At 72.6% G+C, this 21595-nt stretch carries 19 protein-coding genes; 13 read left to right on the top strand and 6 right to left on the bottom strand.

The annotated features are described in order from the left end of the window. Positions 1 to 303: 303 nt before the first annotated feature. The 5 genes from ACGFYQ_RS31660 to ACGFYQ_RS31680 all read left to right on the top strand — a co-directional run bounded on the left by ACGFYQ_RS31660 (position 304) and on the right by ACGFYQ_RS31680 (position 6304). Positions 304 to 1557, top strand: coding sequence for an MFS transporter (locus ACGFYQ_RS31660; RefSeq protein WP_393749619.1), 1254 nt, complete (start codon positions 304 to 306; stop codon positions 1555 to 1557). Between the two features lie 92 nt (positions 1558 to 1649). Further along, the gene (locus tag ACGFYQ_RS31665; RefSeq protein WP_393749620.1) at positions 1650 to 2345 is read left to right on the top strand and encodes an alpha/beta fold hydrolase; all 696 of its coding nucleotides are present in this window, start codon (positions 1650 to 1652) and stop codon (positions 2343 to 2345) included. A gap of 159 nt (positions 2346 to 2504) precedes the next feature. Beyond that, positions 2505 to 3866, top strand: coding sequence for an amidase (locus ACGFYQ_RS31670; protein ID WP_393749738.1), 1362 nt, complete (start codon positions 2505 to 2507; stop codon positions 3864 to 3866). Between the two features lie 585 nt (positions 3867 to 4451). After that, positions 4452 to 5114: an O-methyltransferase gene (locus tag ACGFYQ_RS31675; RefSeq protein WP_393749621.1), complete on the top strand. Its 663-nt coding sequence runs from the start codon at positions 4452 to 4454 to the stop codon at positions 5112 to 5114. A gap of 701 nt (positions 5115 to 5815) precedes the next feature. After that, positions 5816 to 6304: a type II toxin-antitoxin system PemK/MazF family toxin gene (locus ACGFYQ_RS31680; RefSeq protein WP_393749622.1), complete on the top strand. Its 489-nt coding sequence runs from the start codon at positions 5816 to 5818 to the stop codon at positions 6302 to 6304. Here the strand turns inward: ACGFYQ_RS31680 and ACGFYQ_RS31685 are convergent. Continuing rightward, the gene (locus tag ACGFYQ_RS31685) at positions 6289 to 7275 is read right to left on the bottom strand and encodes a helix-turn-helix domain-containing protein (RefSeq protein WP_393749623.1); all 987 of its coding nucleotides are present in this window, start codon (positions 7273 to 7275) and stop codon (positions 6289 to 6291) included. The genes ACGFYQ_RS31680 and ACGFYQ_RS31685 overlap by 16 nt on opposite strands. Before the next feature lie 155 nt (positions 7276 to 7430). On the opposite strand from ACGFYQ_RS31685, the gene ACGFYQ_RS31690 reads away from it, so the two are divergent. Then, positions 7431 to 8612 carry an MFS transporter gene (locus ACGFYQ_RS31690; protein ID WP_393749624.1) on the top strand — a complete coding sequence of 394 codons (1182 nt, stop codon included), beginning with the start codon at positions 7431 to 7433 and terminating at the stop codon, positions 8610 to 8612. Positions 8613 to 8667: 55 nt separating this feature from the next. Here ACGFYQ_RS31690 and ACGFYQ_RS31695 read toward each other — a convergent pair whose 3' ends face one another. Further along, positions 8668 to 9504, bottom strand: coding sequence for a TIGR02452 family protein (locus ACGFYQ_RS31695; protein ID WP_393749625.1), 837 nt, complete (start codon positions 9502 to 9504; stop codon positions 8668 to 8670). A gap of 107 nt (positions 9505 to 9611) precedes the next feature. Between ACGFYQ_RS31695 and egtA the strand changes: the two genes are divergently transcribed. Genes egtA through egtD form a run of 4 tightly spaced genes read left to right on the top strand, consistent with a single transcriptional unit; the run spans position 9612 to position 13967 of the window. Next, the gene (egtA, locus tag ACGFYQ_RS31700) at positions 9612 to 10919 is read left to right on the top strand and encodes an ergothioneine biosynthesis glutamate--cysteine ligase EgtA (protein WP_393749626.1); all 1308 of its coding nucleotides are present in this window, start codon (positions 9612 to 9614) and stop codon (positions 10917 to 10919) included. Then, positions 10916 to 12220, top strand: coding sequence for an ergothioneine biosynthesis protein EgtB (gene egtB / locus ACGFYQ_RS31705; RefSeq protein WP_393749627.1), 1305 nt, complete (start codon positions 10916 to 10918; stop codon positions 12218 to 12220). The genes egtA and egtB overlap by 4 nt, the downstream gene beginning before the upstream one ends. Further along, positions 12220 to 12996: an ergothioneine biosynthesis protein EgtC gene (egtC, locus tag ACGFYQ_RS31710; RefSeq protein WP_393749628.1), complete on the top strand. Its 777-nt coding sequence runs from the start codon at positions 12220 to 12222 to the stop codon at positions 12994 to 12996. The genes egtB and egtC overlap by 1 nt, the downstream gene beginning before the upstream one ends. Positions 12997 to 13007: 11 nt before the next feature. Further along, positions 13008 to 13967 (top strand): L-histidine N(alpha)-methyltransferase, encoded by a 960-nt coding sequence (gene egtD, locus ACGFYQ_RS31715; RefSeq protein ID WP_393749739.1) that lies wholly within the window; start codon positions 13008 to 13010, stop codon positions 13965 to 13967. Here egtD and ACGFYQ_RS31720 read toward each other — a convergent pair. The 3 genes from ACGFYQ_RS31720 to ACGFYQ_RS31730 all read right to left on the bottom strand — a co-directional run bounded on the left by ACGFYQ_RS31720 (position 13850) and on the right by ACGFYQ_RS31730 (position 17076). After that, positions 13850 to 14788: a lysophospholipid acyltransferase family protein gene (locus ACGFYQ_RS31720; RefSeq protein WP_393749629.1), complete on the bottom strand. Its 939-nt coding sequence runs from the start codon at positions 14786 to 14788 to the stop codon at positions 13850 to 13852. The genes egtD and ACGFYQ_RS31720 overlap by 118 nt on opposite strands. Continuing rightward, entirely contained in the window at positions 14785 to 15606 is an 822-nt protein-coding gene (locus tag ACGFYQ_RS31725) for a GNAT family N-acetyltransferase (protein WP_393749630.1), read from the bottom strand. The genes ACGFYQ_RS31720 and ACGFYQ_RS31725 overlap by 4 nt, the downstream gene beginning before the upstream one ends. A 213-nt stretch (positions 15607 to 15819) precedes the next feature. Continuing rightward, positions 15820 to 17076 carry an extracellular solute-binding protein gene (locus ACGFYQ_RS31730; protein WP_393749631.1) on the bottom strand — a complete coding sequence of 419 codons (1257 nt, stop codon included), beginning with the start codon at positions 17074 to 17076 and terminating at the stop codon, positions 15820 to 15822. A 165-nt stretch (positions 17077 to 17241) separates the two neighbouring features. Between ACGFYQ_RS31730 and ACGFYQ_RS31735 the strand changes: the two genes are divergently transcribed. Next, positions 17242 to 17457, top strand: a complete 216-nt coding sequence (locus ACGFYQ_RS31735) for a dodecin (RefSeq protein ID WP_030663252.1) — start codon at positions 17242 to 17244, stop codon at positions 17455 to 17457. A 51-nt stretch (positions 17458 to 17508) separates the two neighbouring features. On the opposite strand, the gene ACGFYQ_RS31740 is transcribed toward ACGFYQ_RS31735, so the two are convergent. Then, a complete protein-coding gene (locus ACGFYQ_RS31740; protein ID WP_393749632.1) occupies positions 17509 to 18000 on the bottom strand; it encodes a hypothetical protein in 492 nt (163 codons plus the stop codon). A 58-nt stretch (positions 18001 to 18058) separates the two neighbouring features. Between ACGFYQ_RS31740 and ACGFYQ_RS31745 the strand changes: the two genes are divergently transcribed. Both ACGFYQ_RS31745 and ACGFYQ_RS31750 read left to right on the top strand, forming a co-directional pair. Further along, positions 18059 to 19066: an MsnO8 family LLM class oxidoreductase gene (locus tag ACGFYQ_RS31745; RefSeq protein ID WP_393749633.1), complete on the top strand. Its 1008-nt coding sequence runs from the start codon at positions 18059 to 18061 to the stop codon at positions 19064 to 19066. 10 nt (positions 19067 to 19076) lie between these two features. After that, positions 19077 to 21572: an ABC transporter gene (locus tag ACGFYQ_RS31750; RefSeq protein WP_393749634.1), complete on the top strand. Its 2496-nt coding sequence runs from the start codon at positions 19077 to 19079 to the stop codon at positions 21570 to 21572. The last annotated feature ends 23 nt before the right edge of the window (positions 21573 to 21595 follow it).

Genomic DNA, 21595 nt, shown 5'->3' on the forward strand with positions numbered 1-21595 from the left:
GCATCTTTCCAGACCGGTTGCGCCCGGGGGCTAGCGGATGGCCTGAAACGAATGCTACACAGTGGTTACACGATTCATTGACACGTGTAACCCGACTGTCACATCCGCTTCGGCAGGGTGTGCCGCCGGACGTGTCGCGGCCGTGCCCAGCCGTGCCGTCGCCCTGTCGCGCTCCGTCGCACCCCCGCCGTCGCGACAGGGCGGCGCGCACCCCTCGACCATCCCTTTCACCCCCTCCATCCCAGCTCAGCCGCACCCCCACACCCCGCCCCTCATCCGCTCGCATCTGCCCAGGAGGGCACCGTGGCCCTTTCCTCCCCCGGCACCGGCACCACCGCCGCCACCGACGAGGCGTCCGCCTCCCCCGGCCCCGGACGCGGCCTGCTCCCGCTGCTGCTCGTCGGCAACAGCGCCATGTACGCGCTCTACGTCGGGGTCGCCGGCGTGCTGCTCGCGCTCCAGGTGGGAGACATCGACCCGGCGAACAAGGTCGCGAACTTCGGCCTGATCGCGGGGGTCTCGGCGATCTTCGCGACGGTGTTCAACCCGGTCGCCGGAGCCCTGTCCGACCGCAGCGGACGGCGCAACCCGTGGATCCTCGGCGGCGGACTCGCCGCCGTACCGGCGATGTTGCTGCTCGGCTTCGCCGACACGATCCTGCTGATCACGATCGCCTGGTGCCTCGGCCAGGCCGTCATGAACGTCTACCAGGCCGCCATCACCTCCGTGGTCCCCGACCGGGTGCCGATGAGCGCCCGCGGCAAAGCCTCGGCGGCCGTCGGCCTCGGCCTGCCCTTCGGCTCCACCCTGGGCGCGCTCGTCGGCGCGGCCTTCTCCGAGGACTACCGCACCGGGTACCTCGTCTTCGGCGCGCTCGTGGCGGGCGCCGCGGTCCTCTTCACCGCCTGCACCCGGGAGCAGCGGCTCCCGGCCCGCGCCCAGATGCCCGTCAAGACCCAGCTCGCAGCCTTCGGGGGCGCGTTGAAGGACCACGACTTCCGGTGGGCCTTCATCGGGCGGGCGCTCCTGGTACTCGGGTACTTCGCGGTGAGCGGCTACCAGCTGTACATCCTGCAGGACCACACCGTGCTGCCCGACGGCATGAAGCCGGAGGCCGCGGTGGCGGTGCTGATGCCGCTGACCAGCGTGGCGATGGTCGTCTCCACCGTCCTCGGCGGCTACCTCTCCGACCGGTTCGACCGCCGCAAGCTCTTCGTGGGCGCGTCCGCCCTGCTGTCGGCGGTCGCCCTGGTGATCCCCGCGGTGTCGACCAGCTGGACCGCGATGCTGGCCTTCTCGGTCGTCAACGGGCTCGCGTTCGGCTGCTACATGGCCGTGGACACCGCCCTGGTGACGATGGTGCTGCCCAAGGCCGAGGACGCGGCGCGCGACATGGGCGTGCTCAACATCGCCAACGCCGGCCCGCAGATCGTCGCCCCGTTCATCGCCTCGGTCATCGTCTCGCTCAGCGGCGGGTACACCGCCCTGTTCATCGTCGCGGCCGTACTGGCGGTGGCGGGCGCCCTGGCCGTGAAGCCGATCCGCAGCGTGCGCTGACCGTTCGACTCCAGCACTTCCTCCCCTTCCTCCCCTTACTCCACTTCCTCGAACTCTTCGAACCCTCCGAGTACTTCTGGAAAGGCACCACCGTGCAGCTTCACACCCGGACCTGGGGCGAGGGCGACCGCGTCGCCCTCCTGATCCACGGCATCATGGCCGACCACCGCACCTGGCGCCGGGTCGGCCCTGCCCTGGCCGGCCTCGGGTACCGCGTCATAGCCGTGGACCTGCGGGGCCACGGGGCCAGCGGCCGCGGCGAGTACAGCCCGGAGCTCTACGCGGACGACGTGGTCGAGACGCTCCCGACCGGCGCCGAACTCGCCATCGGCCACTCCCTGGGCGGCCTGACCCTGTCCCTCGCGGTGGACCGGCTGAAGCCGCGGCGGGCGGTGTTCTCCGACCCGGCGTGGTACCTCGCCGCGCCTGTCGAGGGCTTCGGTCCCGAGATGCTCGCGCAGTTCAAGACGGCGCCCAGGGAGCAGATCCAGGCGATGAACCCGCGCTGGGAGGAGGCCGACGTCGACGTCGAGCTGGAGACCCTGGCGGCGTGGGACGAGGCCACCGCACTGAGCCTCGGTCCGCTGATGGGATCCGACCTCATGCCCGCCGCGCCGGCGGTCCCCTCGCTCGTACAGCTCGCCGATCCGAGCACCCTGATCACGGAGGAGCGGGCGCAAATCCTCAAGAGCCGTGGTTTCGAGGTGCGTTCGGTCTCCGGAGCCGGACACACCATCCACCGTGACGACTTCGACGGATTCATGGCCTCACTGAAGGGCTGGATCTAGTCACCCACGACCACTCCCCATTACCGTCTCCCTACCGGTCGGTAATGGGGAGAGTTGGTCACGGTGTCGGATTCTTCAGGGTCGAATTCTTCAGGGTCGGCGGTCTCGGCGGCCACGAGGGTCGCATCCGGCGCCGCCGAGCCCTCGGGCCTGGTGGAGATGGCAGCCGCCCTCGCCGAAGGCAGCGTCACCGCACGGCAGTTGACTGAGCAGGCGCTACGGCGGATCGCGGCCGCGCAGCCGGAGCTCAACGCCTTCCGGACCGTACGCGCCGAGGCCGCCCTGACCGAGGCGGACGCGGCCGACAGGCGGCTGGCCGCGGGCGAGCGGCTGCCGCTGCTGGGCGTCCCGCTCGCCGTCAAGGACGACATGGACGTGACGGGCGAGCCGACCTCCTTCGGCTGCGCCGGGAACTTCGCCCCGAAGACCGTCGACAGCGAGGCGGTACGAAGGCTGCGCGCGGCCGGCGCCGTGATCGTCGGCAAGACCCAGACGCCGGAGCTGGGCCAGTGGCCGTTCACCGAGGGTCCCGCCTTCGGCGAGACCCGCAATCCCTGGAACCCCGCCTACACGCCCGGCGGTTCCTCGGGCGGCTCGGCGGCCGCCGTGGCGGCGGGGCTGGTCCCTGCGGCGCTCGGGTCCGACGGAGCGGGCTCGGTACGGATACCCGCGGCGTGGACCCATCTCATAGGCGTCAAGCCCCAGCGCGGACGCATCTCGACCTGGCCGGAGCCCGAATCGTTCCACGGGCTCACCGTCAACGGCGTACTGGCCCGCACGGTCGCCGACGCCGCACTCCTGCTGGACGCCGCGAGCGGCCCGCACCCCGAGGACCTGCACCGCCCGGCCCGTATCTCAGCGGTCGAAGCGGCCCGCCGCACCCCCCGCCGGCTACGGATCGCCCTCTCGTTCGCCATGCCCTTCACGGCGACGCCCAAGTCCCTCGACCCCGAGGTACGTTCGGCGGTGGAGCGGTTGGCCGGGCGACTGGAGTCGCTGGGCCACGAAGTGGTCCCGGAGGACCCGCGCTACGGCCCGATCGGCCTGACCTTCGTCCCCCGCGCGACCAGCGGCGTACGGGACTGGGCGGCCCGGGTGCCGGATCCCGCGCTGCTGGACCCGCGCACGCACGAGGCCGTACGGACGGGCCGGATCCTGGGCGGCCTGCCGCTGCGGGCGGCCCGCCGGGCGGAGTCGGTGCTGGGGCGGCGGGTCGGCGAGATCTTCGACCGCTTCGACGTGGTCCTGACCCCGACGACGGCCACCCCGCCGCTGCGGATCGGAGCACTGGCCGGCCTGGGGGCGATGGCCACGGACCGGGCGATGATCGCGGCCTGCCCGTACGCCTGGACGTGGAACGTCCTGGGCTGGCCGGGGGTGAACGTCCCGGCGGGCTTCACGGCCGACGGACTGCCCATGGGAGCCCAGCTTCTGGGCCCGTCGGAATCGGAGCCGACGCTCCTCGGCCTGGCGGCGCAGGTGGAGGCAGCGGAGGGCTGGGGAGCTCGGCGGCCGGGGTGAGGGGGCGGGGCGGGGCGGGGCGGGGGCTTCGGGGGGGGGCGGGACCTCAACTGGGCGGCATCAGGGAGGTGGGCCGGTGGCTTCGGATTTGCCGGGAGCCCCTCACTCGGCATCAGAGTAGGTCTGGGGGTTTCCCGTCCGTCCCATCGTCTTCCGGGTCGGGCCGGTCCCTCAAGGGCGCTCCCTTCGGTCGCGTCGCTTCGCGATGGCCTTCGGCCACCCTTGACCGACCGGCCCGACCCGGAAAGCTCGAGGACAGACGGGAAGCCCCCAAAAGAACGGTCACCAGTGTTCATATCCAGGGGCAGGGACATCAGGGATGCGGGGGCCAGTTCCCCCGGGGGCAGCCGAGCCCCATCACCGAGCCCGGCCAGCGGTGGGGGCGCGGGCACCAGCCCAACCCCACACCAGGCAGCGACCAGCAGCCCATCGGGATCGGGGGCGCGCCAGATCGCTACGCGCTTCTCACGTCTCGGCGTCCGACGGCCGTCCAGGGCTGGGAACAGACATACAACAAACTGTTTAAGGGAGTGCGTTTTGACGTAAGTTCCTTTTGGGAATGCAGTGCGATGAGAGGGGATCACAGTGGGTCAGCACACGTGGACGGCCGTCGACGCGTACTTCGAAGGGTTGTTGGTCGAGGAGGACGAGGTCTTGACGGTCTCCGCAGCGGACACTGAGGCGGCGGGATTGCCGGCCCACCAGGTCGCTCCGAATCAGGGAAAGCTTCTCCACCTCCTCGCCAGGATCCGTGGGGCCCGCACCATCCTGGAGATCGGCACCCTGGGCGGTTACAGCACCATCTGGCTCGCCCGCGCCCTTCCCGAAGGAGGACAGTTGGTCACGCTGGAAGTCGACGAGCGGTGCGCTGACGTCGCCGCCGCGAACATCGCGCGCGCCGGGTTGGAGCACGTCGTCGACATCCGTCGCGGCAGGGCCATCGATCTCCTCCCGGAACTCACGGACGTCGCGCCGTTCGACCTGGTCTTCATCGACGCGGACAAGCCGTCCAATCCCCAATACCTCGAATGGGCCCTCAAGCTCACCCGTTCCGGCAGCGTCATCATCGGTGACAACGTCGTCCGCGACGGCGCCGTGGTCGACTCCACCAGCTCGGACCCTCGCGTACAGGGCGTCCGCCGCTTCACCGAACTCATCGCGGAACACCCCCAACTGACCGCCACCGCCTTGCAGACCGTCGGCAGCAAGGGCTACGACGGCCTCATCATGGCCCTGGTCACGGAGTAGAGACCAACGGATCGCCGCCCACCGACCTCCCGCAACAAGCAGTCGTGGGCGGCCTGTTCCCAGCCCCGGACGGCCGTCGGACGCCGAGATGCGAGAAGCGCGTAGCGATCTGACGCGCCTCCCGGCTTCCGAGGGGCTGGTGGTCGCTGTCTGGTGTGGGTTGGCCGGCCCCGACCCGGAAATCCCCTGTCTCTGGGGCCGTGTGGGTGTCCGCCCGTGCCCGCGCCCCCACCGCTGACCCGGCATGGTGGTCGGGCTTGGCTGATCCTCGGGGAAGCGGGCACCCGCATCCCTGACGTGGCCGCATGGCCCCTCGAACACCCGTGACCGTTCTTTTGGGGGCTTCCCGTCTGCCCTCGAGCTTTCCGGGTCGGGCCGGTCGGTCAAGGGTGGCCGAAGGCCATCGCGAAGCGACGCGACGAAGGAGCGCCCTTGAGGGACCGGCCAGACCCGGAAGACGATGGGACGGACGGGAAACCCCAGACCTTCTCTGATCCCGAGTAAGTGGCTCCCGACCATCCGAAGCCCCCGACCAGCACCCCCTGATCCCGCCCCGCTGAGGTCCCGCCCCCGGTCACTCCCGCGCACATCCCTGACGCCGCCCAGCCCGGCCACCGCCCCCGAAGCCCCCGCCCACACTCCTCATCCCGCCCCGCCGACGCCCCGCCCCCCGAAGCCCCCAACCCGCTACCCTCACCCGGATGACGGCACTTTCGCATCACAGCAACTCCGGCAACGGTCGTATCGACAACGGTCATGTCGACCAGCCCGGCCGTGACGGCGCCACCGCCACCACCGAGGCCGATCCGCAGGCCATCGGCCCGGTGCAGACGTCGTACGCCCCCGACCCCGACGGGGACCCCGACCCCGGCGAGATCGTCTGGACCTGGGTCCCCTTCGAGGAGAACGACGGCCGTGGCAAGGACCGCCCGGTGCTGGTCGTGGCCCGGGAGGCGGGCGGGCGGACGCTGCTCGCCGTACAGCTGTCCAGCAAGCGGCACGATCACGACCGGGAGTGGGTGCCGATCGGCACGGGATCGTGGGACAGCGCCGGGCGGGAGTCCTGGGTGGACGTCGACCGGGTGCTGCGGGTGCACGAGTCGGGGATGCGGCGCGAGGCCTGCGCGCTGGACCGGGGCCGCTTCCAGTCGGTCGTCGACCGGCTGCGCGAGCGCTACGGCTGGCGGTAGCCGGTCAGCTCGTCGCCGAGGGCGCTGCGGCGGTACAGGACCTGGCGTCCGGCGCGTGCCCTGGTCGCGAGGCCCGTGGCGTACAGAACGCGCAGGTGCTGGGAGACTGCGCTCGGAGTGACCCGGAGGCGGCGGGCGATCTCGACCGTGGGCAGCGGCTCGTCGAGGAGGCCGAGCAGTCTCGCCCTGGGCGCACCCAGCAGGGACACGAGCGCCGCCGCGTCGGCGACGGGCGCCGGGCCCCAGAGCGTCGCCACTCCGCGGCAGGGGTAGGCCAGCATCGGTGGTTCGTCCGGGCTGAGCGGGGGCGCGGGCTTGTGGGCGAACACGGACGGTACGAGGAGCAGGCCGCGGCCGGACGCCGCGACGTGGTGCCGGCTGATCATGTCGGCGATGTGCAGCACGCCGTGTTCCCAGCGCAGGTTCGGGTGCATGTCGGCGAACAGCTGGCGGGCGCCGCCGACGGCCAGTTGACGCGCGCGGTACGTCATGTCGGCTTCCAGCACGAGGCGCATCTGCGGCCACATCGGCTCGACGGCGGCCTCCCAGTACCGCCGCAGGAGTGCGCAGATCTCGTCGCGGAGTCCGACGACGGCGGCATCGTCGGTGGCGGTGGCATCGCGCAGGGCTTCGGGAAGCGGGTCCGGCGCGTGCGTGGCCAGCAGATCGCGGCGGACCAGGTCAGGGGAGGTCCGGCGGGCGACGGCCAGTTCCTCTTCGAAGGCCGGGGCGAAACTCGCGGGCCGCGGGGTCAGGAAGTCGGGAAGGGTACGCCGCGTCGCGACCAGGGACATGAGCAGACCGGTGTCGAGCGCCCCGAGTCCGCCGAGAACGGATCTGCGCCACGGGAGGTGCAGCGCGGACAGCCCCGGCTCGCGCAGCACCCGCAGGCTGAGCACGGTCTCGTGCAGCGGCGACACGGCGAACCGCGTGTCCGCGAGGTCCTCGACACCGAGCTCGAAGCTGATCATTAAGCCCCACGCTACATCGATTGGCGGCGGGACGCGGGTGCCGTGAACTTCCGGGCATGACACAGCCGACAGAGCCGATACGGCCGGCGCCACCGACACCACCGACACGGTCGGCTCACGCACAGCCCGCGCCCGTCGCCCCAGGCGCCCCGGGTATGAGCCGCCGGATGCTCCTGATCCTCGCCCTGACCTGCGCCGTCGGTGTCGGCAACATCTACTTCCCGCAGGCGATCAGCCCGCTGGTCGTCGCCGGACTGGGCGCGTCGCCCGATTCCGCCGGCCTTGTGGTCACCGCGATCCAGGTGGGCTACACGGCCGGAATGTTTCTGCTGGTGCCGCTCGGGGACCGGCTCCCGTACCGCCCGCTCCTCGTCACCCTGCTCGCCCTCACCGGCGCCGGTCTGCTGGCTGCGGGCTGTGCTCCGGCCCTGCCGCCCCTCCTCGCCGCCGGCGCGCTGGTCGGGGTCACCACGGTGGCCGCCCAGGTCATCGGTCCGATGGCGGCCGGTCTGGTGGCCCCCGAACGCCGCGGGGAGGTGGTGGGCACCCTGCTGAGCGGGTCCATCGGCGGCATGCTGCTGGCCCGCACCTTCGGCGGGACCCTCGGCGAGTGGCTGGGTTGGCGCGCCCCCTACCTGGTGGCCGCGGTCGTGGTCCTGCTCCTGGCGACGGTCCTGGCCCGCGTCCTGCCGGTCAACACTCCGCCTTCGAGCCGGCCGTACCGGTCGCTCCTGGCCGAGCCCCTGCGTCTGTTCCGCGCCGAGCCGGATCTGCGCCGCTCCTGCTTCTACCAGGCGACGGTCTTCGCCGGGTTCTCCGCCGTGTGGACCTGTCTGGCGCTCCTCCTCACCGGCCCGGCGTACGGCCTGGGCGCCCACGTCGTGGGGATGCTCGCCCTGGTCGGCGCGGCGACCATGCTGTGCACCCCGTTCGCCGGACGTCTGGTGGACCGCAGGGGCCCCGATCAGGTGAACCTGGTCTGCATGCTCGGGGTACTGGTCTCGGCCGCGGTCCTCGTCGCGGGTGACCGGGGCGGCGCGCCCGGTCTGGCCGCGCTGGTCGTCGGCACGCTGCTGCTCGACGTCGCGATGCAGTCCGGCATGGTCGCCAATCACGCCCGGGTGTACGCCCTGCGTCCCGACGCCCGCAGCAGGCTCAACACCGCCTACATGACCTGCGCCTACGTGGGCGGCAGCGCGGGCTCCTGGGTCGGGGTGCGCGTCTACGGCCGGGCCGGATGGCACGGCGTGTGCGCATTCGTGGCGCTCCTGGCCGCCCTCGCCCTGGTCCGCCACCTCGTGGCGCTGTACGGCGGAAGGAACGCGAGCCGGCGCTGACGCCGCCGTCCTGGTCGGTCGTCTACGCCGTCGTTCTACGCGAAAGCCCGCTGTTCTACGCCGCGAAGGCCCGCCCGAAGGCCTCCCGGGTCCGCGGATCGCGGTCCAGGATCCCGAACACCACCCGGTTGAACACCCCCGCGAACCGTCCCCTCAGCAGCCCCCGGAAGGCTTCCGCCACCTCCGCCGGGTCGTTCCGGAACACCCCGCACCCCCACGCGCCCAGCACCAGCCCCCGGTACCCGTGCAGCGCGGCCACCTCCAGGACGAGCCCGGCGCGCCGTACCAGGGCCGCCGGGATCTCGGCGGCCCGCTCCGGCTCCTGGCGCCGGATCGTGCCCGCGTTCGGGGCCGGAGAGGTCAGGAAGCCGACGCGGAACGGGTACTCCAGCAGCGCACCCCGGTCGTCGCGGAAGACGGGTACCCCGGGGGAGTGAATCACCCGGTCGGTGTAGAAGGTGCTGCGTTCCGCGCGGTGGATCTCGTAGTACTCCGGCGCCTCCAGCAGGGTCTCGTACAGGGCCGAGGCGCGGCACAGGGCCTCCTCCTGGGCCTTGGCCCCGCGGACGTAGCCGCCCCCGGGATTCCGGGCCGAAGCGAAGTTCAGCACCGCCACCCCGGCGCCCTCCGGGACCGGCTCCAGGCCCTCCGGGGCGAGCCTGCGGGCCGCGACCGTGCTGCTCTCCCCGGTGACCTCGACGGCCGTCGCACCACCCCCGCTCGCGATCACCTCGCCTGGAATGACCCGGTTTGGTCCATATATCCTGGTTTCTGCCTTGGCTTCCGCCAGGGCGGCGGCGAGCGCGACCTGCCGTCCCGACCGCGTCCGGTAGCCACCGGCCGCCAAAATGTCCGCGTTCTCCCGCGCGATCTCGCGCAATCTGCTGCTCACGCCGCCATCTTCTGCACCACCAGCCCCGGCGGCAAAGGAATTTGTGCTCCACGGACGGGTAGGCACGGGTGATGTCACGGCCGACGAGAAGAGACGAGGACCCGGTCATGTCACAGGACTCGCCCGCTCCCCCCACCGCTCACCCGCCCGCACTCTCGATCACCGAGACCGAGGCCGAGGACCTGATCCACGGCATCTGTTTCAAGACCGGCCCGCCCCGCTTCCTCGGAGCCGAGCTCGAATGGCTGGTCCTGGACGCGGAGCGGCCCGGTCGGCCCCTGTCCCCCGAGCGGCTGCGCGCCGCGCACACCGCCGCCCGCGCGCTCCCCCTCCACTCCCGGGTGACCGTGGAACCCGGCGGCCAGCTGGAACTCAGCTCGGCCCCCGCCACCTCCCTCAACGGCTGCGTGGACAGCCTGCAGTCCGATCTCACCGCCGTACGGGCCGCCCTGCTCGCCCAGGGTCTGGTCCTGCACGGCCACGGCCACGACTACCGCCGCCCGTACCGCCGGCTGCTGGCCAGCCCCCGCTACGACGCGATGGAGGCCTACTTCGACCGCACCGGCCCGGCCGGGCGCGCCATGATGTGCGCCTCCGCCTCCGTGCAGGTCTGCGTGGACGCCGGGCACGAGGAGCCCGGTGCGCTCGGCCACGGCCGGCGCTGGCGGCTGGCGCACCTGCTGGGCGCCGTCCTGGTGGCCGCCTTCGCCAACTCCCCCGCACACGAGGGCCCGTACGCGGGCTGGCGCTGCGCCCGCCAGGGGACCTGGGCCGACATCGACGACAGCCGGCGCGCGCTCGCACCGCCGCTGGACGGCCCGCCGCGCGACACCTGGACCCGGCAGGCGCTGGACACCGAGGTGATGTGCGTACGGTCCTACGACGGCGAGCCGTGGGCGATCCCGCGCGGCATGACCTTCCGCGACTGGCTGCGCACGGGCGGCCACCCGGGGCTGCGGCCCCCCACCGCGGAGGACCTGGACTACCACCTGACCACGCTGTTCCCGCCGGTGCGGCCGCGCGGCCATCTGGAGCTGCGGATGATCGACGCACAGCCCGGTGACGACGGCTGGCTGGTCCCGGTGGCCGTCGTGCACGCGCTGTTCGACGATCCGGAGGCGGCCGAGACCGCGTACCGGGTGGCCAAGGGACTCGCCGACACCTACGGCTCCGGGCCCGCGCCCCGCAATCCGCTCTGGAGGTCCGCCGCGCGTCGCGGCCTGTCCGATCCGGAGCTGCGGGCGGCCGCCAAGGCCTGTTTCCGGGCCGCGTCCGAGGCGCTGCCCCGGCTGGGCGCGAGCGCGCACGTCCGGGAGACGGTCGGCGCCTTCGGCGAGCGCTTCGTCCTGCGCGGCCGCTGCCCGGCCGACGACCCGCCCCGGCCGCAGCCCACCGCGAGGGAGGCCCGCCCGTGACCACCGAATCCCGCCCCGGCCTGCGGGAGCGGGCGGCCGCCGCGCTGACCGCCGCCCGGGCCCGTACGGCGGCGCTCACCGACGCCGTGACCGACGAGGACCTCACCGCGCAGCACTCCCCCCTGATGTCCCCGCTGGTCTGGGACCTCGCGCACATCGGGAACCAGGAGGAGCTGTGGCTGCTGCGCAACGTCGCGGGGCGCGAGTCAATGCGCCCCGAGATCAATTCGCTCTACGACGCGTTCGAGCATCCCCGCTCCGAGCGGCCGAAGCTGCCGCTGCTGGGGCCCGAGGAGGCCCGCCGGTACGCGGCCGAGGTGCGCGGCAGGGTCTTCGACCTGCTGGAGCGCACTCCGCTGGAGGGTACGGCGCTGCTGGACTCCGGCTTCGCCTTCGGGATGATCGCCCAGCACGAACAGCAGCACGACGAGACCATGCTGATCACTCATCAGCTCCGTCGGGGCGCCCCCGTACTGACCGCCCCGGACCCGGATCCGCCGTACGACCCGCCGATCGCGGCCGAAGTACTGGTCCCCGGCGGCCCGTTCATGATGGGCACCTCGGCCGAGCCGTGGTCGCTGGACAACGAGCGGCCCGCGCACACCCGGGACACGGCGCCGTTCTGGATCGACACGGTGCCGGTGACCAATGCCGCGTACGAGGCGTTCATCGCGGACGGCGGCTACCGCGAGCCCCGGTGGTGGGCGCCGGCGGGCTGGGAGCAGATCCGCGAACACGGCATCGGGGCCCCGCTGTTCTGGCACCGGGAGGGCGGCCAGTGGCTGCGCCGCCGCTTCGGGGTGACCGAGCCGGTGCCGGGCGAGGAGCCGGTGCTGCACGTCAGCTGGTACGAGGCGGACGCCTACGCCCGCTGGGCGGGGCGCAGGCTGCCCACGGAAGCCGAGTGGGAGAAGGCGGCCCGGCACGATCCGGGTAGCGGCCGCTCGACCCGCTACCCGTGGGGCGACGCCGACCCGACCCCCGCGCACGCCAATCTGGGCCAGCGCCATCTGCGTCCGGCCCGGGCCGGCAGTTACCCGGCCGGGGCCTCGCCGCTGGGGGTGCGCCAGCTGATCGGCGACGTGTGGGAGTGGACGGCCTCCGATTTCCTGCCGTACCCGGGGTTCCGGCCCTTCCCGTACCGCGAGTACTCGGAGGTGTTCTTCGGGCCGGAGCACAAGGTGCTGCGGGGCGGTTCGTTCGCGGTGGACCCGGTGGCCTGCCGGGGCACCTTCCGCAACTGGGACCTTCCGGTGCGGCGGCAGATATTCTCCGGTTTCCGCACCGCGAGGGATGTCTGATGTGCCGTCATCTCGCCTATCTGGGCCCGGTGGTGGCGCTCGGACGGCTGCTGAGCGAGCCGGAGCACTCGCTGGTCCACCAGTCCTGGGAGCCGCGCCGCCAGCGCAGCGGCACGGTCAACGCCGACGGGTTCGGCGTCGGCTGGTACGCCGACGAGGACCCGGTTCCCGCGCGCTACCGCAGGGCCGGGCCGATCTGGGGCGATCTGACCTTCGCCGATCTGGCCCGCGTGGTGCGCAGCGGGGCCGCGCTGGCCGCCGTACGGGACTCCACGCGGCCCGGGGCCGACGGGGAGGCCGCGGCGGCGCCGTTCGCGGACGGGCCGTGGCTGTTCAGCCACAACGGCGCGATACGGGACTGGCCGGACTCCGCGGCTCCGCTCGCGCTCGGCCTGCCGCCCGAGGAGTTGCTCCAGCTGGAGGCCCGCACGGATTCGGCGCTGGTCTGGGCGCTGGTCCTGAACCGGCTGCGGGGCGGGGAGGACCTGGGCACCGCGCTGGCCGGGCCGGTCCGGGAGCTGGCCGCGGCCGCTCCCGGCTCCCGGCTGAACCTGCTGCTGACGGACGGCGCCGCCATCGCCGCGACGGCCTGGGGCGATTCGCTCTGGTATCTGGCCGACGCGACGGCGCAGCGCATGGTGGTCGCGTCCGAGCCGTACGACGACGACTCCCGCTGGTTCGAAGTACCCGACCGGACCCTGCTGACCGCCACCCGTACCCGGGTCGAGCTGACCCCGCTCAAGGAGACCCCGATGAGGGAGAAGGAGCGCTCGTGAACGACTTCCAGATGACCCGGACCCTCGACGAGCACGCCGCGGAGTCCGCGCTGCGCGCGGATGTGCTGCACGGGCTGACCCAGAACCCCAAAGTGCTGCCACCGAAGTGGTTCTACGACGCGCGCGGCAGTGAACTCTTCGAGGAGATCACCCGGTTGCCCGAGTACTACCCCACGCGCGCGGAGCGGGAGATCCTGCTGGAGCGGGCGCAGGAGATCGCCTCGGCGAGCGGGGCCAGGACCCTGGTGGAGCTGGGCTCCGGATCCTCGGAGAAGACCCGGCACCTGATCGAGGCGATGCCCGCGCTGGACACCTACATCCCGGTGGACGTCAGCGAGAGCGCCCTGACCGGTGCGGCCGAGACACTCCTGGCGGCGCACCCGGGGCTGCGGGTGCACGCACTGCTGGCCGATTTCACGGCGGCGCTGCATCTGCCGGAGTCCCCCGGACCCCGGCTGGTGGTTTTCCTGGGCGGCACGATCGGGAATCTGCTGCCTCCGGAGCGGGCGGTGTTCCTGGCGTCCGTACGGGCGATGCTCTCGCCCGGGGACACGCTGCTGGTCGGCACGGACCTGGTCAAGGACGAGGCCGTGCTGGTGGCCGCGTACGACGACGCGCAGGGGGTGACGGCCGAGTTCAACAAGAACGTACTGGCCGTCATCGACAGGGAGTTGGGTGCGGACTTCCACACCGCCGACTTCCAGCACGTGGCGGTGTGGAACCGGGAGCAGGAATGGATCGAGATGCGGCTGCGGGCCCGGTCGGAGGTGCTGGTGAAAATCCGGGCGCTGGATCTGGTGGTGCCGTTCGCGGCGGGCGAGGAGATCCTGACGGAGGTGTCCGCCAAGTTCCGTCAGGAGGGGGTACGGAAGGAACTGGCGTCCGCCGGGCTGGAGCTGACCCAGTGGTGGACGGACGCGGCGGGCCGTTTCGCGCTCTCCTTGTCGGTCGCCGACGGCTTGGCGGGCTGAGCGGGGATGCCCGGGAGCGGCACCGGGTGTGAGGCGGCGGCGATCGCCGTCTGAGCCGCGGCCGCGAGGTCCCGCCGGTCCGTGTGGCGGCCCGGCGGGATCCGTGGCAGCAGCGTGACCTCGGCCCGTACCCCGCGGGCCCGGGCGATCCGCCAGAGGGAGGCCGTCAGCGGGTCGTCCCCGACGAAGGCGGGCTCCCCGGCCGTTTCCCCGTCGTACCGCAGGTAGGCGAGGCGGAGCGGCTGTACGGGTACCCGCGCGTCCAGGGCCGACTGGAAGGCGGCCCTGCGGAAGGTGCCCTGGGCGCGCCCGCACCAGGTGGAGCCCTCGGGGAAGACCGTGACCCGGTCGCCGGCCAGCAGGGCGCCGGTGACGCTCTCGACGGTGGCGGGCAGGGCGCGGATCCGCTCGCGTTCGATGAAGAGGGTTCCGGCCTGTCCCGCGAGGCGGCCGAGGACCGGCCAGCTCCGGATGTCGCTCTTGGCCAGCATCCGGCACGGCAGGACGGCGGCGACGAGCGGGATGTCCAGCCAGGAGATGTGGTTGGCGACGACGAGGCGGCCGCCGCCCGGGCCGGGGCTTCCGTGCACGGTGATCCGTATCCCGAAGGCCCGCACCAGCGCGGCCGACCAGGCCCGTACCACGGCGTGCCGGGGCCGGGCGGGGAGCAGCCGCAGGGGTGGGGCGCCGAGGATCCCGATCAGGATCAGGGCGATGGCGGCGGTGAGCCGGAGCACCGCGTGCGGGATGCTCGCGGTGCCCCCCTCGTGGCCGGCGCAGGCCTCGGGGGTGCAGGGCGAGGTGGGCAGCCAGACGCTCATGCGCCCGGGACGAGCGAGAGGAAGTGCTTGAGGTAGCGCGGGTTGGTGCGGCGCAGGGAGAGCAGTACGTACAGGTCGGCGCAGCCGAATTCGGCGTCGAGGGCGGGCTCCCCGCAGACCCAGGCGCCCAGGCGCAGGTAGCCGCGCAGCAACGGCGGCAGCTCCATGCGGGCGGGGAAGGTGATGCCCTCGGGGTTCCAGGGGAGGTGGGGGGTGACCCGGTACTCCTCGGGTGCGAGGGCGCGGGCCAGGGAGGCCTCGCGGGTGGCGGCGGCCAGGACTCCGCCGTCGGCGAGCGGTATCGAGCAGCAGCCGGCGAGCCAGTTGTGTCCGGAGCGGTCCATGTAGCGGGCCAGGCCGGCCCAGATCAGGGCGATGACGGCGCCGTTGCGGTGGTCGGGGTGGACGCAGGAGCGGCCGACCTCGACCAGGTCGGGACGGATGGGAGCGAGGGCGGAGAGGTCGAACTCGCCCTCGGAGTAGAGGCGTCCGGCGACGGCGGCGCGCTCCGGGGGCAGCAGCCGGTAGGTGCCGACGACCTGCTCGGTATCCTCGTCGATGACGAGGAGGTGGTCGCAGTACGCGTCGAAGGAGTCGACGTCGAGACCGGGCTCGGGGCCGTCCAGGCGGGCGCCGAGCTCGCCGGCGAAGACCTGGTGGCGCAGGCGCTGGGCGGCGCGTACCTCGTCCTCGTTGCGGGCGAGGCGTACGGCGTAGCGGGGGCCGTCGGCGGGGGCGGGGCCCGTGGCGGCGGGGGCGCGCGTGGCGGCTGGGGCGGCCGGGGAAAGGGGGGACGGGGACAGGGGTGCGATGGTCATGGCGGCTCCTGATCCGGGCACGGAGAGCCAGGCCGGCAGGTGTGCGACCTGGCTCCTTTACTTCTTCCGTGACCGGCTGGATTCGACATGACCGCTCAGCGGCCCGCGGATGTGCGGACGCTGAACTCGGCGGTGCTCCGGGCAACGCTCTCCGCGGTGCTCCGTCGGTGCTCTGCGCGGTGGCCCCCGCGGGGGTCCCTGGAACCGGCCGGGTCAGCGGTCGGAGCTGAGCACCTCGCTGATGGTGTCGGAGGCCGCCCTGGCCGCCCGCTTGGGGTCCTGGCCGGTGAGGACGGCCGTCATGAAGGGCTTGATCGGGTTCTTCGCCTCGATCTCGGCCCAGCGGGCGGACTTCGGGGTGGCCCGGCCCTGGGCGGCGCCTACGGCCATGTTGGCGGCGCCGTCGTTGCCCTCGACCACGTGCGCGAGGGTGGTCTTGTTCGGCACGTAGCTCATCGTGCGGGCGAGTTCGGTCTGCCACTTCTCGCTGACCAGCGCGGTGATCACGGCCACGGCGTTCTTCCTCTGCCGGGTCTTCTCCGGGATGATCAGGTCCGAGCCGCCGGTGAACACGGCGCCCGCCCTGTCGGCGGTCTTGCCGGGGATCGGGAAGTAGCCGAGCTTGCCCTTGAGGGCAGGATTGGCCGCCTCGATCGCCGCTGCCTGGCCGGGCGGGGCGATGATCTGGGCGACCTGGCCGCGGGCGAAGACCTCCGACTGCGGGGGCGTCTCCTCGTCGGCGTCCTTGGGGCCGTTGCCGAGGGCCTGGAGCTGCTTGTAGAACTCAATGCCGGCCAGGGCCTTCTCGTCGTCGAGGCTGCCGACCCACCGGCCGCCGGTCTCGACGGCGAGTTCGCCGCCCTCGTCCCAGATGAAGCCGGCCAGGACGTACCAGTTCTGGCCGGCGAGGTAGATGCCCTGCTGGTCGGCCTTGTCGAGCTTCTGGGTGGTCTGGATCCACTCCGCGCGGGTCCGGGGCGTGGTCTTGATCCCGGCGTTCGCGAAGAGGTCCTTGTTGTAGATCACCACGCGGTTCGCGGCGTACCACGGGACGCCGTACTGGGCGCCGTTGACGCTACCGGGGTCGGAGAGGCCCCTGAGCCAGTCCTTGCTGCCCCATTCGCGCAGCCCTTCGAGGGTGAGTTCGGAGAGGCCGCCCGTCTCGATGTACTGGGCGACCTGGGTGTTGCCGACCTCGATGACGTCGGCGCCCTCCTTGCTCTTCCCCTGCAGCACGGCGTTGACCTTCTCGCCGATGCCCGTCCATTCCTGGATCCTGACGTCGAGGTCGACACCCGGGTGGTCGTGCTCGAAGGACGCGGTGAACTTGCCGATGAAGTCCTCCGAGGCGCTGCCCTTCATCAGCCAGAGCGTCACCTTTCCCCCGGCCGGGTCACCCGACCGGCCGCATCCCGTCAGGGCGGTCGCGGCCACGAGGGCGGTGCACACGGCGAGGAAGCGCATCTTCACGTAAGGCCACCTTCTGGGGACGGATCTCGGTGGCTTGAAATTGGCATAGACCAATGGGTGGGTCAAGGGCCTTTCGCTCGGGAGTGTTCACGCAAAGTTCGCGGAGCCGGACTTACTGGGGCACCGTAGAACGAGGCAAAAGCCACCCAGCGTCGGGAGACCCCCATGTCCAATCACACGTACCGGGTGACCGAAATCGTCGGCACCTCCCACGAGGGCATCGATCAGGCCATCCGCAACGGGATCGCCCGGGCGGGCCAGACCGTGCGCAACCTCGACTGGTTCGAGGTCGTCCAGGTGCGCGGGCACATCGAGAACGGCGAGATCGCCCACTACCAGGTGGGGCTGAAGGTCGGCTTCCGCCTCGAGGGCGAGGACTGACCCGGGCCTCCCCCAGCCGGCAAGGACTGACCAGGGCCTCCCCCAGCCGGCTCAGGTCCGGCCTTCACCCTCCTGGGCCGCCTTGAGTTCGGGCGCGTCCGCCGCCCAGTCGGCCAGGAGGACCCGGAAACCGGCGGCGCGGGCTGCCTGGCAGACCAGTTCGTCGTCGTCCACGAGCATGCGCACCTCCCGGCCCCGGGCGATCCGCTTCAGCACTTCCAGCTTGGTCGTCCGGGCCGGCCGCCGGTCCTGGTTCCCGCGCATCCACAGCCGGCCCTCGGGCAGGCCGTGCCGGACGAGCCACTCCTCGGTGTCCGCCCGGCACCGCTCGGGGCGGCCGGTCAGGTACACCACCTCACAGTCGGCCCCGCTCTCCACGGCCAGCGCCACCCCGCGCCCGAGCGGCGGATCGGCCGTGGCCGCGCCGAAGAATCCGGTCCAGTCGCGGGGACGGCGCTCCAGGAAGTGCTGGCGGTGACCCGTGTCCGCCAGGGTGTTGTCGATGTCGAAGACGGCCAGCGGCCGGTGGGTGTTCCCGCTCATCCCGCAACCCTAGGGCGTGGCGTGGGAATCCTCACGGCCCCCGGACGTTGAGACCTGTGTGATCCGAAAACTCTCCATACTCGACCGGTCCCGCACCCGGGAGGGCCACCCGGTCCCGGAGGCCCTGCGGGACACCGTGGACCTGGCCCGGACGGCCGAGGAGCTCGGTTACCACCGCTTCTGGGTGTCGGAGCACCACAGCGTGCCCGGGGTCGCGGGCTCCGCGCCGGCCGTGCTGGCCGCCGCGGTCGCCGGAGCCACCCGGCGGATCAGGGTCGGCACGGGCGGGGTCATGCTGCCCAACCACCAGCCGCTCGTGGTCGCGGAGCAGTTCGGGGTCCTGGAGTCGCTGTTCCCCGGCCGGATCGACATGGGGCTCGGCCGTTCGGTCGGCTTCACCAACGGCATCCGGCGGGCCCTGGGCCGGGACATCGGGGACGCCGACCGGTTCGAGGAGCAGCTGGCCGAGCTGCTGGGCTGGCTCGACGGCAGCCAGCGGGCCCATCCGGAGGTGCACGCCCGCCCCGCCGAGGGCTTGCGGATACCGGCCTACGTACTGGCCACCGGCGAGGGCGCCGGGATCGCCGCGCGGGCCGGGCTGCCGCTGGTCGTGGGAGACCTGCGGGCCCGCGGCAAGGTCATGGAGGTCGTCGAGGCCTACCGCAAGGAGTTCCGGCCCACCGCGTGGGGCGCGGAGCCGTACGTGGTGGTCTCGGGGGCGGTGGCGGTGGCCGCCACCGCCGCGGACGCCCGCCGGATCCTGGTCCCGGAGGCCTGGTCCCTCGCGTACTCCCGCACCCGGGGCAGCTTCCCGCCGCTCCGGCCGGCCGAGGAGGTCGAGGCCCTGGCCATGACGCCGAAGGAGCGGCAGTTGTACGAGGGCGCCCTGGCGGGGCACGTCCACGGCACCGAGGAGCAGGTCGCGGCGGAGCTGTCCGAGGTCTCCGAACTGACCGGCGCGGACGAACTGCTGGTCACGACCTCCACGTACGACCGGGCGGCGCTGCTGGACTCCTACCGCAGGCTGGCCCGGGTCGCGGGCCTCACCCCCCGGCCCGGGCTCTAAAATAGGACGAATGCACCAGCCCGCCGATCCTGACTCCAACTCCACCGATCCCGACGCCTCCGGCCGTGACCCCGACGGCCGTGACTCCGGCGGCCGTGACTCCGACGGCCGCACCCCCAACGGCCGTGATGCCCGCGTGCGCGTCCGGGGAGCCCGCGAGCACAACCTGCGCGGCGTGGACGTGGACATCCCGCGCGACGCGCTGACCGTGTTCACCGGGGTCTCCGGATCCGGCAAGAGCTCGCTCGCCTTCGGCACGATCTACGCCGAGGCCCAGCGCCGGTACTTCGAGTCCGTGGCCCCGTACGCCCGCCGGCTCATCCACCAGATCGGCGCCCCGAAGGTGGACTCGATCACGGGGCTGCCGCCCGCCGTCTCCCTGGAGCAGCGCCGGTCCTCGCCGGGCTCGCGGTCCTCGGTCGGGACCGTGACCCTGCTGTCCAACTCCCTGCGGATGCTGTACTCGCGGGCTGGGACCTACCCGCCGGGTGCCGGACGGCTCGACTCCGACGCCTTCTCCCCCAACACCGCCGCCGGGGCCTGCCCTTCGCGCCACGGCCTCGGTCGGATCCACCGCACCAGCGAGGAACTCCTCGTACCAGACCCTGGGTTGTCGATCCGTCAGGGTGCCATCGCCGCCTGGCCGGGTGCCTGGCAGGGCAAGAACCTGCGGGACATCCTGGAGACGCTGGGCCATGACGTGGACCGGCCCTGGCGGGAGCTGCCGGCGAAGGACCGCGAGTGGATCCTGTTCACCGAGGAGCAGCCGGTGGTGACCGTGCACCCGGTGCGGGAGGCCGACCGGATCCAACGGCCGTACCAGGGCACGTACATGAGCGCCCACCGCTATGTGATGCGTACGTTCTCCGACAGCAAGAGCGCCACCCTGCGGGCCCGCGCGGAGAGCTTCCTCGCCGATTCCCCCTGCCCGGTGTGCGGGGGGCGGCGGCTGCGGCCGGAAGCCCTGGCGGTGACCTTCGCCGGGTACGGAATCGCCGAGCTGGCGGCGCTGGCGCTGACCGACCTGGACGGCGTACTGGCCGGCGCGCCGGGGGGCGGGGAGGCGGCGCGGGTGCTCGCGGAGGACCTGCGCTCACGGATCGGGCCCGTCGTCGAGCTGGGGCTCGGCTATCTGAGTCTGGACCGCGCCGCGCCCACCCTGTCCACGGGCGAGCTCCAGCGGCTGCGGCTGGCGACGCAGCTGCGGTCGGGGCTGTTCGGGGTGGTGTACGTACTGGACGAGCCGTCGGCGGGGCTGCACCCGGCCGACACCGAGGCGCTGCTCGGCGTACTGGACCGGCTGAAGGCGGCCGGGAACACGGTGTTCGTCGTGGAGCACGATCTGGATGTGGCGCGGCACGCGGACTGGCTGGTGGACGTGGGGCCGCTGGCCGGGGAGCACGGCGGGCGGGTGCTGTACAGCGGGCCGCCGGAGGCGCTCGCCGGTGTGGAGGAGTCGGCGACGGCCCGGCACCTGTTCGCGGCGCCGGAGCCGGCCGCGGCCCGTGGCCCGGTGCGGGAGGCGACCGGAACCGTGCGGCTCAGCGGCGTCGACCGGCACAACCTCCGTGACGTGACGGCCGAGTTCCCGCTGGGCGTGTTCACGGCGGTGACCGGGGTGTCGGGGTCGGGGAAGTCCACGCTGGTGGGCCAGGCGCTGGCCCGGGAGGTCGAAGTGCGGCTCGCGGAACCGGACTTCCCCGTACGGCGGCTGGTGGAGGTCGACCAGAAGCCGATCGGCCGCACGCCGAGGTCCAACCTGGCCACGTACACGGGTCTGTTCGATGTGGTGCGCAAACTGTTCACGGCGGCGCCGGAGGCCGAGGCGCGCGGCTGGAAGGCGGGCCGGTTCTCCTTCAACGTGGCGGGCGGCCGGTGCGAGACCTGCCAGGGCGAGGGCTTCGTCTCCGTGGAGCTGCTGTTCCTGCCGAGTACGTACGCCCCGTGCCCGGAGTGCGCGGGCGCCCGGTACAACGCCGAGACCCTGGAGGTCCGGTACGCGGGGCTGAACATCGCGGAGGTGCTGGCGCTGACGGTGGAGTCGGCGGCCGGATTCTTCGCGGAGGTGCCGGCGGCGGCGCGCAGCCTGCGCGCGCTGGAGGACATCGGGCTGGGCTACTTGCGGCTGGGGCAGCCGGCCACCGAGCTGTCGGGCGGCGAGGCGCAGCGGATCAAGCTGGCCACGGAGCTGCAGAGGCTGCGCCGGGACCACACGCTGTACCTGCTGGACGAGCCGACGACCGGGCTGCATCCGGCCGATGTACGGGTGCTGCTGCGGCAGTTGCACGGGCTGGTGGACGCCGGGCACTCGGTGGTGGTCGTGGAGCACGACATGGCGGTGGTGGCGGGCGCGGACTGGGTCATCGACCTGGGCCCGGGCGGTGGCACGGCGGGCGGCCGGATCGTCGCGTCGGGCACCCCGTCGGCGGTGGCCCGCACCGAGGGCAGTCGGACGGCGGCCTATTTGGCGCGGGCCCTCGGGAACTTCCCGGAGGGGGACGGCTAAGGGCTGACCCGTAATCCCCGGTG

Origin of the sequence: Streptomyces sp. NPDC048258 (genome assembly GCF_043201995.1) — a bacterium.
GTDB lineage: Bacteria > Actinomycetota > Actinomycetes > Streptomycetales > Streptomycetaceae > Streptomyces.

Bases quoted from the DNA above. Each gene is read 5' to 3' on its own strand.
- ACGFYQ_RS31670 (WP_393749738.1), top strand. From the start codon at position 2,505: ATGGCAGCCGCCCTCGCCGAAGGCAGCGTCACCGCACGGCAGTTGACT.
- ACGFYQ_RS31690 (WP_393749624.1), top strand. From the start codon at position 7,431: ATGAGCCGCCGGATGCTCCTGATCCTCGCCCTGACCTGCGCCGTCGGT.
- ACGFYQ_RS31720 (WP_393749629.1), bottom strand. From the start codon at position 14,788: ATGAGCGTCTGGCTGCCCACCTCGCCCTGCACCCCCGAGGCCTGCGCC.
- ACGFYQ_RS31750 (WP_393749634.1), top strand. From the start codon at position 19,077: ATGCACCAGCCCGCCGATCCTGACTCCAACTCCACCGATCCCGACGCC.
- egtC (WP_393749628.1), top strand. From the start codon at position 12,220: ATGTGCCGTCATCTCGCCTATCTGGGCCCGGTGGTGGCGCTCGGACGG.
- ACGFYQ_RS31735 (WP_030663252.1), top strand. From the start codon at position 17,242: ATGTCCAATCACACGTACCGGGTGACCGAAATCGTCGGCACCTCCCAC.
- ACGFYQ_RS31680 (WP_393749622.1), top strand. From the start codon at position 5,816: ATGACGGCACTTTCGCATCACAGCAACTCCGGCAACGGTCGTATCGAC.
- ACGFYQ_RS31740 (WP_393749632.1), bottom strand. From the start codon at position 18,000: ATGAGCGGGAACACCCACCGGCCGCTGGCCGTCTTCGACATCGACAAC.
- ACGFYQ_RS31685 (WP_393749623.1), bottom strand. From the start codon at position 7,275: ATGATCAGCTTCGAGCTCGGTGTCGAGGACCTCGCGGACACGCGGTTC.
- egtA (WP_393749626.1), top strand. From the start codon at position 9,612: ATGTCACAGGACTCGCCCGCTCCCCCCACCGCTCACCCGCCCGCACTC.
- ACGFYQ_RS31725 (WP_393749630.1), bottom strand. From the start codon at position 15,606: ATGACCATCGCACCCCTGTCCCCGTCCCCCCTTTCCCCGGCCGCCCCA.
- egtD (WP_393749739.1), top strand. From the start codon at position 13,008: ATGACCCGGACCCTCGACGAGCACGCCGCGGAGTCCGCGCTGCGCGCG.